The sequence below is a fragment of the Myroides odoratimimus genome (genome assembly GCF_001485415.1).
GTDB lineage: Bacteria > Bacteroidota > Bacteroidia > Flavobacteriales > Flavobacteriaceae > Flavobacterium > Flavobacterium odoratimimum.
The window spans coordinates 1-12,482 of the sequence record NZ_BCMQ01000046.1; the positions used below are offsets into that span (position 1 = coordinate 1).

The following is a 12,482-nucleotide window of genomic DNA, read 5'->3' on the forward strand; positions in this document are numbered from 1 at the left end:
AAGGTGGATTTGTTTAGTGTTCGTTGCTTTAATAATGAATGCTTACAATACCTTATCTATCCTTAATGGACTTATCGAATGTTCTATTCGAGATTTTTTCAATTATTAATTATTTATCACAAACAACCAATTAGTAACTAAACTCACATTTAGCCTATGATTACATTTTAGTTTAACTAAATCTTATCGTTGTAGATTAATTTGACATTACTTGTTTAATGTTGGATGGCTACCCTATTACCTATTTAGTTAGAGTTATAACACATTTTACGCTAGGTCTAAAAACAGTTTTTAGATGCGTACAGGATAACTATTGCCTTTATCACACATAAATATAGCTCGTTCATCCATTCGACTAAAAGGCAATATAGATTAGTTAGTAAGGAAAAAAGCTATGAAATAAGTCTCTCCTACTGTGCTATTTATTAATCACCCTTTAAAACTATTAATTATGGAGAAAAACCGCTTGCTATAGGGCTTTAGCCTAGTGGTTAATTATAGGCTTAGTCCTTAGTAGGCATTTTAAACACAACAAAAAGTATGGCTTAAAGGGATTTTAAGTCATGCTAAAAGTCCATGACTATCTCCTTGCTCTAGTTTGCATTTTGGGAGACGTGCTTTAGAGCTTGGAGATAGTTTTTTAAAAAAATATGTAGAATATAAATTACCAATTAACTAACCTTTTGATATATAGCTTATTTAAGTACTACGGCAATAAAAATCTTAATGATTTAAAAGCGTCTTATATCAAATCAATTATAAACATTATGAAAACTCAATTTAAAACCATAACTGGTTATAGGATAGCTCTGTCACTACTCTTTTTAGTTGGCTTGTTAAGCTGTCCAATTTATGCCGTATCAAATGATAAACATTTGTCTTTTAGTGTATCTGACTTGCTACAAGATACAAAACAAAAACCAACTATAAAACTAACAGGAACTGTAAAGGATTCCTTTGGTGCTCTTGGGGGTGTTATAGTGACAGTTGGGACTAAAGTAATTACAACTGATTTAGAAGGAAAATACACCATCAATATTACTTCTGGTGATAAGATAACCTTTTCAATGATGGGGTATAAAGATCAGTCTATTGTTTTTGTGGGTGGTAATGTTCTTAATATTACACTTAGTGAGGATAATAATACTCTTGACGAGATTGTAGTTAATGCAGGATATTATACTGTTAAAGATCGAGAGCGTACAGGTAGTATAGCACGAGTAGCAGCTAAAGATATCGAGTTTCAGCCAGTGACTAATCCTCTGCAAGCTTTACAAGGAAGAATGGCAGGTGTTAGTATTACTCAATTATCAGGTGTCCCAGGTAGCTCTATTGATATACAAATACGTGGTAAAAACAGTCTACAAAGCAACACTAATCAATTCATGGCAAATGTACCTTTATATGTAATTGATGGTATACATATGCCTAGTGACCGCAGTTCAAGTACAGGATTATCTGCTACTATTTTGTTACAAGGTCACAATAATCCTCTTAATTCAATTAATCCTAATGATATAGAAAGTATCGAGATCTTAAAAGATGCCGATGCTACAGCTATATATGGCTCAAAAGGAGCTAATGGTGTAGTTTTAATAACAACCAAAAAAGGAACAAAAGGAAAAGTAAGACTAACCTTCTCAAACTATCTTGCCAATAGTAAAGTAGTAAACTTTGCCAAGTTATTAAACACTCAGCAATACTTACAAATGAGAGAACAAGCCTTTATTAATGATAACATTACTACTTACCCTACTAACGCTTATGATATAAATGGAACATGGGATAGAAACAGATATACAGATTGGCAAAAAGAGTTAATTGGAGGTACAGCTACTACAACCAATACTGAACTAGGTTTAAGTGGAGGGAGTGAAAATACATCCTTTAACTTAAATGCTTCTCACAATAAACAAACAACTGTTTTTCCAGTAGATAAAGGTTTTAAAAGAGATAATATAAGCTTTACTTTTAATCATACAACAGATAAGCTAAAAATAGCAACAGCAACAACCTACTCGAGGCAAAAGAATGAACTCATACAAACTGATCTTACTTCAACAGCATTAAGTCTTGTTCCTAATGCTCCAAAATTATACAAAGAAGACGGTACTTTGAATTGGGAAAATGGAACATTTAATAATCCCTTAGCGGCATTACAAGCAAGTTACAATTATGAAAATACAGCTTTTGTTTTCAATACTAATATTAGCTATCAATTACACAATAACATTAGTTTAATACTGAATAGTGGGTTAGCGACAAATAACTTCAACGAAAGTCATTTAACCCCTCATACAGTAAATAATCCTAACTTAGGTAGAACAAGTGCTCATTCAACAGCTCAAATTTCATATACTAATTCTAAATCGTATATTTTAGAACCTCAAATATCGTGGACAAAAGAGTATGGAAAACATCGTCTTAATTTTTTAATTGGTACAACCTATCAAACAAGTAATCGAACTGCTATACATCTATACGGTTATGGATTTCCTTCTAACTCACAAATAACCAATATAGCAAGCGCTAGTTCTCAATCTATTCGTCAGCTAACTGACACGCAGTATAAATACTCAGGTTCATTTACAAGACTCAATTATACTTATGACAATAAATATATTATCAATCTTACAGGAAGAAGAGATGGCTCTTCTAGATTTGGAGACAATTACAAGTTTGGTAATTTCGGAGCTATTGGTGCGGCTTGGTTATTCTCAGAAGAACCTGTCTTAAAAGATATCTCTTGGTTAGACCTTGGAAAAATAAGAACAAGTTATGGTATAACAGGTAGTGATCAAATTGGAGATTACCAATACTTAGATACTTACTCTACTGGTTCGGCAAAGTATGATGATATCGTTGGCTTTATTCCATCAAGGCTATACAACCCTAATTTCAGTTGGGAAAAGACAACCAAAGCAGAAATAGCAATGGAACTGAGTTTATTTAATTCAACAATAAACTCAAGTATAGCATACTATAACAACAGATCATCTAACCAATTACTAGGTACTCCTCTACCGTATACAACTGGGTTTGATCAGATAATAAATAACTCAGCCGCTACAGTAGAAAATTCAGGATGGGAGTTTACATTAAACACCAATAATATTAAATCTACTTCTTGGAAGTGGACAACAAGTTTTAATATTTCTTTTCCCAAAAATAAACTTGTCTCTTTTCCAAATCTTGAAAACTCCACATACGCAAATAGATATGTTATAGGTAAATCAATAAGTGTATTAAAACTATACCACTATGAAGGTATTGATCCTACAACAGGTCAATTTAAATTTAAAGATTTTAACCAAGATGGCAAAATCACTCCTTTAGAGGATAAACAAAGCATACAAGAAGTTAATGTAAAATATCATGGTGGAATATCAAATAGCATTAGTTATAAAAATTTTGGAATGGATTTTTTATTTCAATTTGTTAAGCAAAGAGGCTATAATTATTTTCAACGAATGATCCTACCAGGTGTGGCAAGAAACCAACCTATAGAAGTTTTAAATAGTTTCTCTACAAACAATCCTAATGCTGAGTTTCCCTACTTCTCAACAGGTATGAAAGGTGATGTTCTAAGCAATTTTTTACTTATTCAAGAAAGTGATCATGCTATAAGTGATGCTTCCTATTTACGTCTAAAAAATCTTAATATTTGGTATGATATCCCATTGTCAAAGGCAAGGTTACGTCTGTATGCCCAAGGTCAAAACTTATTAACCTTTACTAATTATTTTGGAATGGACCCTGAAAATATATACCCAGGAAATCTTCCTGTTCTAAGAACATTCTCTTTTGGATTACAACTAACTCTTTAAAAAGCAAAATATGAAAACTAAACATCTATTTATACTATATCTATTTGTACTTCCAATATTAAGTACATCGTGTGAAAATGCTATCCAAGTGGATATGCCAAATAATCAAATGGGAACTGATGATATCTATAAAGATATCTCTACAACAAAAGCTGCATTAGCAACTTTATACTCAAATTTTCGAGATGCTTCCATTTTTACAGGACAAAGCACTGGTTTAGGTACTGTTATGTCAATGTATACTGATGAACTAACAAGTTTTAGTGAGATAAATTCTAGTCTAGGAACTTTTGATATTTTTAATAATTCAATTAGAGCAAATAATCCAACTATTAACTCTCTTTGGAACAGTTCTTACAAAAACATATATGCTATTAATTCCTTTATCCAAGGAGTTACTCTATCAAAGCATTTAAATATAAATGACAAGGATCCCTTAATTGCAAAGGCCTTATTACTTAGATCTATTTACTATCAAAATCTTGTACAACTATTTGGAGATATTCCTTATACTACTACAACTGATTATCAATCAAATATAATTATTAAAAAGACGCCATATTTACAAGTGCTTAGCTTAATCGAATTAGATTTAAAGCATAGCTTAACTATTTTAAGTGATACATTTGAAAAACAAAATAGAATTTATCCCAATAAAGCTGCTGCAGAGCTTCTATTGGCTCAAAACTATTTACTTCAGCATAAATATGATTTAGCACAGAACTTAAGTTCTTTAGTTACATCAAATCCATTATTTGCATTAGAAACAGATATTACAAAAGTCTTTAAAAACAATGCAAAGAGTACAATTTGGCAACTTATTCCTAGTAATTCTGGTCTTAGCACTTGGGAAGCAAGAACATACTATTTTAATATTACACCACCTACAAACCACGCTCTAAGCCAGGATCTGATCAAAAGTTTTTCTATTAATGATCTACGTCTTAAACACTGGGTAAGGGAAGTAAGTGGTAACAATAAGACCTTTTATCACAGCTACAAATACAAGAATATTTCCAATAATACAGATGAATACTCTATTGTATTTCGTGTTGAGCAAGCTTACTTTGTTTTAATTGAGTCATTGATATATCAAGACAATACAGTCGAGGCAATTAAATATTTGAACCTCTTAAAAAAAAGAGCCAACATATCACTTCTACCAAACACTTTAACTAAAGAAGAGTGTATAAAGGAAATGCTTATTGAAAGTCAAAAAGAGTTCTTTACAGAACAAGGACATCGCTTCTTTGATTTAAAAAGAAATAATCAACTCCATATCTTAAATAAGGTTAAACCTAATTGGAAAACTAATCACAGACTGTTGCCATATCCTGAAAAGGAAATCTCTTTAAATAATAATCTATTACCTCAAAATGATGGATACTAATATTCTAAAAAAAGTAATTTACCTTATTCTACTTTTAAGTTTTTCTAACTCAAAGGCTCAAGTAGACTCTATAAGTATTAGTCCCCTTTGGTTCAAACTACAAAATATTAGTATTTCTAACAGTGGAAAATGGTTAATTACACAAGAGACAAATAATGAATTCGTAAAAAGATGTATAAGCAACGCAGATACAAAGAAAGAAATCTGTTTTGAAGACACAGGTTTCATCTATTTTATAGATGATATAAAGATAGCCTATCAAAAGAAAAATCAACTCTATATAGTGAATCTGCAAAATCATAAGCAGACCGTAATAGATCAAGTAAATTCTTTTGAAATAATAGCTAACAATAGAATCTTTATTCTAACTGATCAGAAAACTGCATTACTTCTAGATACATCAAATAACATTGATAAAAAATGGGAACAAAAATCAATAAAACAATACTTTATCTCTCCATCAAGGCAACAGATGATGTATTTACAGGGTGATCAATTCTTTTCATTAGACCTTAAAAATCTAAAAAACTCATCTTTAACTGGTTCTTTTCAATTAGATTCCTTATCCAATCCAATATGGGACGATAAGCAGAATCATCTTATTGTTAAGACAACCAGGAATGAGGTAATACATATTGATTTAAAGAAGAAGGTATATTTTAGAATTGAACCTACAAAACAAAATCAAAACTTAATTAATACTTCTTATGAATTTGTGACTGATAATAACATCCTAATAAAATACCTTTACTTACATAAAACTCAAAGTCCTATAGTAGACATTTGGTACACTAATGATTACAATTTAGAGGCTAAAAAAAACACTCTAAAGGGAGATAGTTTTGTTGTCAATAATCTCTTATATAACATCGAGAATAAGCAAACAACTCCTATAATAGACAATGAAATTATAAGTTTTATTAATAACAATGAGTATCTAACCTATGATTCTAAAGCATATAAAGATTATAGTAAAAACAGCTCTACCGTATCAGTATACAAACATAATATTCTTAAAAATTCAAACAGTAAGCTATTAGATTCTCTAAGTAATTATGCTTTGACAATTTCAAATGATAAAAATAAATTCGCTTATAAATCTAATAACAAGTGGCATTTATACAACTTAAAAAATAATAAGACTACAACTATTAGCAATTTAGAAAATCAGCAAAATTTTTATTGGACTACAAATCCTAACAAAGTACTAATCACTAATAGTTCAAACCTCTGGTTATTTGATACTAATAGCCAGAGATTAAATAGACTAACTAACAATGAGACAATTAATAGTTTAGAGATTAATATTCTAAACCATCAATCTATCTCAAGCCTAGACACAAACTTCAAACCAAGTGCAATAGTCGATTTAAATAAGTCCATAATAATACAAACCTTAAACGTAAGTAATAATAGAAGCTCATTACACATAATAGATGAAAATAATATCATTAAACCAATCATAGAAAGTACTTCAGATAAAATTACTCAGGTGCTATTGTCTAATCAAAAAGAACAAATTAGTTTTTTAACCGAAAACTATAATATGTCCTATAGATTAAATTCCTATAAAGACAAGCAGCTAAGCATAGTAAAAACTAGTTCTATTGCTGACTCTTTATTTAATTGGAGAAAACAAGTGATAATTAAGTTCAAGACAGTTCAAGGTAAACAACTTAAAGGAATACTCTACTACCCTAAGAACTTTTCCGAATTAAAAAAATATCCTATGATTACCCATTTATATGAAACTCAAAATCATTTACAAAATGTATTTAGAATTCCTAAACTTGAAAATGATACAGGATACAACAATGCACTACTTACAGAACAAGGTTATTTTGTATTTGAGCCTGATACTTATGTTAGTGAGAAAGGTCCAGGAGTTACCGCTCTAGAATGCGTTGAGGCAGCAATACAAGAAGTACAAAAAAAAGTAAAACAAATTGACAGTGAAAACCTTGGAATAATGGGACAATCCTTCGGTGGATATCTAGTTAACTATATTATTACACAAGTTGATATCTTTAAAGTAGCAATAAGTGGATCCTCTCGTTCGGAATTAATAGTGGATAGCTATGGTTTTAATTACTACTTAAATAGAATGAGCTATGCCAAAATAGAAGATGCTCAATATAAGTTAAAAAGACCCTATGCGGAAAAACAAAAGGAATACTTTGCAAATTCTCCTATTTACTACTCACAAAATATTCAAACTCCAATCCTATTATGGGCTGGGAATCTTGATGAAAACGTACCTTGGAGACACACTATGAACTTATATGGTGCATTAAGGCGCTATAATAAACAAGCTATCGCTCTATTTTACACTAAAGATGGGCATAGTTTAGCTGATAAAACCAACCAAAAAGACTTAACAATAAGATCCCTTAATTGGTTATCCTATTTTCTTAAAGACACAAAAAATATTGATTGGATTAAACAAGGTCTAAATTAAAACAAGCTGTCTCCTTGCAGAGACAGCTTTTCTATTAAGGTTGCTTTTGATACAACACAGTTGGACATTGCATTGTTAACTCATCTTTTTCATAAAGAGTTCGTTCCTGATTATTCACAGCGTCATACCATGTACAAATTGGACCATCACTTATTGTTGAACAAGTAATATTTGTTTGAACACATGAAAACTCATTCTCTGAATCTAATTCATAATGACCTATACGGTCAGTAGAATTTAGTTCAACATTTTTCATTGCATTTGTTGCAAATGCACTCCCGATAGCAAGTGCGAATACTCCGATTGGCAAACCTGCTGATTTTAGTAATTGTTTCATAATTAAAACTTATTTATAGTTAGTTAGCTTTTTTTAAGGTTGAGCTAAACCTTACTGAAACTTGCTTGTTAGCGATTTGGCCAATTTGTAACGAACAAGGTTCTTGTCAAATAAACCATAGAGATAATGGTCTGTAACAATTAAATCAGATAGCTTATCTTCCCCTAGGTGGTTGATGTAAAAGCTTCCTATATAACTGTTATTTATAAAGTCATACACATCTACAATACTGGCTTGTTTCCACATCTTTTGAGATTCGTTTTGTCCCATTGAATTTGATACTATAAACAAGAGATTGCGATGAGCTATAACCTTTGCGTTTATTGCCTTTACAGGAGTTGTTATTTTATTTTCTCCTGTTGATAATTTGGCTGAAGTGATACTTTGGGTTTTAGTTGTATCTATGGTGTTTTGTCTGTTTAGTAAGTTAAGATGCTGATCTGTTTGAATGAACTGATTCTTATAATAATAGGTGTAAATTACTTGTTTCTTTTCTTTGCTGTAACTCAGTATTCCATCAGTATCAAATACCCCATCTGAATCACTTTGTAGTAAATCCGGGTTTAGTTTTACTTTCGTAGTACTTTTTTGATTGATTACTCCAAGTACATTTTGGTAGTTTTTGCTACTTTGTCCTTTAAAGACAATGGTAGTGGAATCTATTGGAGTAAAATCTGAAAAGTAAGCATCTTTGTAACTTGCTATTTTAGTTGGTTGCTGTTGATTTTGATTATCCAGTTTTCCTTTGAATATTATGGAAATAGTTCCATCTACTAAATAGAAGTTAGGATACATTGTTTTGAATTTTAACTGATTATAAGATAGATGCAAAGAATCAATCTGTATCTGAAAATCTTGTCTTTGCAGTTTTTCATCTATAGAGATATAGCGAAATGGTGTGGTATAATTACCAAGGTATAGCGTATCATGATGGTAACCTGAAAAGTAAAAAGAGTTTACTTGCAGATCAAATGTTTGATCCTCTACTACTCCATGAGGTAAATACCTTCTTATAAAGGGATTTTGTTTTTTGATGATGTGTTCTGAAGAGAGAAAAAGTAGAATAACAATACTTGTGCTCAGTGTGGTTAGTAATGTAGTAGATAGAATAAATCGCTTTTTGTTTGTGTTATCATTTTCTTGAAAGTAGATGGCTAATAATCCCAAAATACATACGATGATATTAAACCATAGATGCTCTGTCCATCCCATCTTTTCAAGTATTCCTCCACAAGAGCAAGGTATAAAGTCGCTGTAGTTTAATATCAGGTAGATGTAAATAGTAAAAACTACCATTAATCCGTAACTAAGATATAAACCTAACAGCTTGAATTGTTTTATCGTTAATAATGAAGCGATAACAAGTTCAACAATAATAACCAAATAGGCTATTATACTAGCGTAAGCGCTTAATAGTGGGGACTGGGTCAGTTGAACTTGAAATGCTTCAAAAGTGATTAATTTGCTTATCGCTGCATAAACAAAAAGTAATACAAAGAAATATTGTACAATAAGTGAGAATTTGGCTTTCATAGTACTGGCATTTTGGGATATCCAAAACTACAAATCACTTATTTTCAAAACAATACGTAATTTTACGTAATTTTAGTAGTTTGACTTCTAAAAAAGATCATCCTCTGTTATATAGTGTCTAATAATAGCATAAGCAACAGCACCTATGAAGTTATTCGCTCCTGTTTTTTGCATAATAATCTCTTTGTGCTTTTCTACAGTTCTAACACTCAAATGAAGTTTTTCAGCTATTTCTCTTCCACTGTACTGCTTAACAAATAGCTTAATGATCTCTACTTCCTTCTGGGTTAAACCAGCATCTTTTTTGTAATCTGCATCTTGTAAATGCTTTACTATATTTCTAATCTGGCTATCATAATACACTCCATCTTCAAATACATTGTAAATAGCTTTTTTTATTTGAGACTGTCCTGCATTCTTGGTTAGATATCCTGCTATCTTATATTTAAGCATTCTCTCAATGGTATAAGAATCATTAAAACTACTAAGAATAAGTATTTTTAAGTCTGGATATCTGTCATTGAGTTTGGGAGTTATCTCAAAACCATCCATAACAGGCATTTGAATATCTAAAAATAGAATATCCACCTTTTTAGTTTTTAATACCTCAAATAGCTCTATACCATTAGAGCACTGAAACACTACTTCTACTCCGTCTAACTGAGATAAAAGCAAACCAAAACTTGTTCTAAAAAGTTTATGGTCATCTACTATTCCTACTTTAATTTTCATATTTATTATTTATTTTTAATGTGGTAATATTAACCTCTTGTTGTCTTTGATGAGTAAAATCTGCTTTAATTTGCTGTACTCTTGTCTTAATATTACTAAGTCCTAAGCCAACATCCTGTCCTTTTAAATCAGCATTAAAATCATACCTTATTCCATCATCAGTTATAGATAATACAAGTTGATCCTCTGTCCATTTAAGTTCTAACTCTGTATAGGTCGCCTTGCTGTGCTTGATAATATTTTGGATTAGCTCTTGTATTATTCTATAGAGTTCTAATCTTACTAATTCACTTAGTATAAAAGTTTGTTTATCAGATTTAAAAGACATTTTTATACTTGTCGCTCTTGATATCCTGGTTAAGTAATTACTTAATATGATACTAATTGGATTATCCTTAATCAAAGGAGGTGATAAGTTATAACTCACTCTGACCGCCTCATCATAGCACAATAAAATACTCTGTTGTATATCTGAAATCGTAGATTTTATTAAATCCTTATCTTGACTAAGTTCTATAACACCTACATAATTTTTTAAAGCTGCTAAATCCCCACAAAGACCATCGTGTAACTCCTTGGCTATTCTTGCTCTTTCTTTATGCTCTACAATTAAACTGTTTCTAAGTTGCTGTTTTAGCTGTTCATTGTGGTACTTGCTTAGATTCTTCTGATAAACAATCACAAGGATAATCACGATAATGACAAGGGAAATCATAATAAAAGTCCCAAGCCAAAAGAATAATTTTATTTCATTTTCCATACGCCAATTGATAAGATGATTCTAAGTATCAAACTAGCTATAATATTCACTAACCAATAATCATTAAAATAGATGTCGTTATTATAGATATAACTTGATAACATAAAAAGTGAAATCGTCGTACTATAATAGAAGAATAGCCCCATAACTACATAAAAACTACTCTGCTTATACAGACTTAAAACCACCTTTTGATCAAAGACCTGTTTTACCCATAAAAAACTACACCACATAATAAACAAGGTCAAAAAAGACTTGTTGATGCTCTTTGCTAAGAAAGCTGAATCTTCTTCCAAACAGAAAAAAGAATAAACATAGATCAATAGAAAAAGACCTAAAAAGGTTAAAAAGAACCATTTAGGTCTTTGTACAATTAATTTTATAAAAAGATAGTATAAAGCTAAAAACTCTAATAATGAATGTATTTGATACCAAGGAATAACACTTATTTTCAATACACCACTAACTACATACTCATATATAGAAGAACCAGCAATTAACAGAATAAGAGGCAAAACATAATTGTTCTGCTTATTTAAATGATTTCCTTTTCCAATAAACATAACTATAGGAAAAAGACCTGTTAATAGCGTTACATATAAGAGTACATAATAAATCATCTACTTACTTTTTATAAGCTTGGTTGGCTTTTTAGGACACATAGGAGGACATGTGATAAGCTCATCAAGCATAATTCCATTAGTTAAATCTTCTCCTTCTTGGTCTACTGCTACTAAAACCATATTGTTTTGATTGCTTTGAGGATCTAAACCTGGATAGATTCGCAATCCAATCCCCCCTTTTTGTTGTAATAACTCATTAATCTTATCAAGACCTACAAAATAACTATTAGGTTTTTCGGGGCTGTTTTCTTGATAAGAATGTGTTAGTTCAATTGCCTTTTCAAGGCTAATTACTGTACCTGATTTTTTGTTAATCTCCATAAAGCTAAACATTTAAAAATTAATAATGTAAATATTTACAATTTCCAAATAATAAACAATACGTGTTTTCCGCATATTTACCGTGTTTTTACGTATTGATTTTAAAAGTAGTATTGCTTTATTTTAAAAGAGCTACTAATAGAAGATTCTTTCAAGGCAAACGTGTCAATAATTAACCAACCAAAACTCAATAATTATGACACAAAATGCTCTTTACAAAAGTGTATTAAAGACAATCGAATCAAAGGAAATTGAACTAAACTTAATTGATTCAACTTCAATTTCAAAAGCTTACGAGATGATTCAATTTTTAAGGCTTTTACTTATAAAGCTAAAAGAAGAAATACTTCAAGTGGGGTTCAAAAATCAAATAGATGAGATTGAATTTTTTAAAGTAATTAAGCCTCAAGTCTTAGGCAAACTAATCTTTTACAACAAACTCTATTCTATAGAAACAAGTTGCCCAATAGATATTGTTGTTAAGAATAAATACTATCATAA

10 protein-coding genes are annotated in these 12,482 nt (G+C 30.5%); 4 read left to right on the forward strand and 6 right to left on the reverse strand.

Annotated features, from left to right (window positions below):
* The first annotated feature begins 767 nt into the window (after positions 1 to 767).
* The 3 genes from MODO_RS18315 to MODO_RS18325 are packed head-to-tail and all read left to right on the forward strand — an operon-like array spanning position 768 to position 7,675.
* Positions 768 to 3,827: a SusC/RagA family TonB-linked outer membrane protein gene (locus MODO_RS18315; protein ID WP_059051474.1), complete on the forward strand. Its 3,060-nt coding sequence runs from the start codon at positions 768 to 770 to the stop codon at positions 3,825 to 3,827.
* A 10-nt stretch (positions 3,828 to 3,837) separates the two neighbouring features.
* On the forward strand, positions 3,838 to 5,217 hold the full coding sequence (locus MODO_RS18320) for a RagB/SusD family nutrient uptake outer membrane protein (RefSeq protein WP_059051476.1): 1,380 nt from the start codon (positions 3,838 to 3,840) through the stop codon (positions 5,215 to 5,217).
* Positions 5,207 to 7,675: an alpha/beta hydrolase family protein gene (locus MODO_RS18325; protein ID WP_162264457.1), complete on the forward strand. Its 2,469-nt coding sequence runs from the start codon at positions 5,207 to 5,209 to the stop codon at positions 7,673 to 7,675. The genes MODO_RS18320 and MODO_RS18325 overlap by 11 nt, the downstream gene beginning before the upstream one ends.
* A 34-nt stretch (positions 7,676 to 7,709) precedes the next feature.
* Here the strand turns inward: MODO_RS18325 and MODO_RS18330 are convergent, their stop codons facing one another.
* The 6 genes from MODO_RS18330 to MODO_RS18355 form a co-directional block, all read right to left on the reverse strand.
* On the reverse strand, positions 7,710 to 8,012 hold the full coding sequence (locus MODO_RS18330) for a DUF6520 family protein (protein WP_059051691.1): 303 nt from the start codon (positions 8,010 to 8,012) through the stop codon (positions 7,710 to 7,712).
* Positions 8,013 to 8,063: 51 nt separating this feature from the next.
* Positions 8,064 to 9,545, reverse strand: a complete 1,482-nt coding sequence (locus tag MODO_RS18335; protein ID WP_059051694.1) for a MauE/DoxX family redox-associated membrane protein — start codon at positions 9,543 to 9,545, stop codon at positions 8,064 to 8,066.
* Positions 9,546 to 9,632: 87 nt separating this feature from the next.
* Positions 9,633 to 10,277: a response regulator transcription factor gene (locus tag MODO_RS18340; RefSeq protein ID WP_059051383.1), complete on the reverse strand. Its 645-nt coding sequence runs from the start codon at positions 10,275 to 10,277 to the stop codon at positions 9,633 to 9,635.
* On the reverse strand, positions 10,267 to 11,037 hold the full coding sequence (locus MODO_RS18345; protein ID WP_059051385.1) for a sensor histidine kinase: 771 nt from the start codon (positions 11,035 to 11,037) through the stop codon (positions 10,267 to 10,269). The genes MODO_RS18340 and MODO_RS18345 overlap by 11 nt, the downstream gene beginning before the upstream one ends.
* Positions 11,022 to 11,657 (reverse strand): hypothetical protein, encoded by a 636-nt coding sequence (locus MODO_RS18350; protein ID WP_059051388.1) that lies wholly within the window; start codon positions 11,655 to 11,657, stop codon positions 11,022 to 11,024. Before MODO_RS18350 ends, MODO_RS18345 begins: the two co-directional genes overlap by 16 nt.
* Positions 11,658 to 11,981, reverse strand: a complete 324-nt coding sequence (locus MODO_RS18355) for a hypothetical protein (RefSeq protein WP_058699366.1) — start codon at positions 11,979 to 11,981, stop codon at positions 11,658 to 11,660. It abuts the gene before it with no gap.
* Positions 11,982 to 12,177: 196 nt separating this feature from the next.
* Between MODO_RS18355 and MODO_RS18360 the strand changes: the two genes are divergently transcribed.
* The coding region (locus MODO_RS18360; protein ID WP_173644472.1) for an RteC domain-containing protein at positions 12,178 to 12,482 on the forward strand (305 nt) is incomplete at its 3' end.

Coding starts and splice junctions, on each gene's coding strand:
- MODO_RS18315 (WP_059051474.1), top strand. CDS start 768: ATGAAAACTCAATTTAAAACCATAACTGGTTATAGGATAGCTCTGTCA.
- MODO_RS18320 (WP_059051476.1), top strand. CDS start 3,838: ATGAAAACTAAACATCTATTTATACTATATCTATTTGTACTTCCAATA.
- MODO_RS18325 (WP_162264457.1), top strand. CDS start 5,207: ATGGATACTAATATTCTAAAAAAAGTAATTTACCTTATTCTACTTTTA.
- MODO_RS18330 (WP_059051691.1), bottom strand. CDS start 8,012: ATGAAACAATTACTAAAATCAGCAGGTTTGCCAATCGGAGTATTCGCA.
- MODO_RS18335 (WP_059051694.1), bottom strand. CDS start 9,545: ATGAAAGCCAAATTCTCACTTATTGTACAATATTTCTTTGTATTACTT.
- MODO_RS18340 (WP_059051383.1), bottom strand. CDS start 10,277: ATGAAAATTAAAGTAGGAATAGTAGATGACCATAAACTTTTTAGAACA.
- MODO_RS18345 (WP_059051385.1), bottom strand. CDS start 11,037: ATGGAAAATGAAATAAAATTATTCTTTTGGCTTGGGACTTTTATTATG.
- MODO_RS18350 (WP_059051388.1), bottom strand. CDS start 11,657: ATGATTTATTATGTACTCTTATATGTAACGCTATTAACAGGTCTTTTT.
- MODO_RS18355 (WP_058699366.1), bottom strand. CDS start 11,981: ATGGAGATTAACAAAAAATCAGGTACAGTAATTAGCCTTGAAAAGGCA.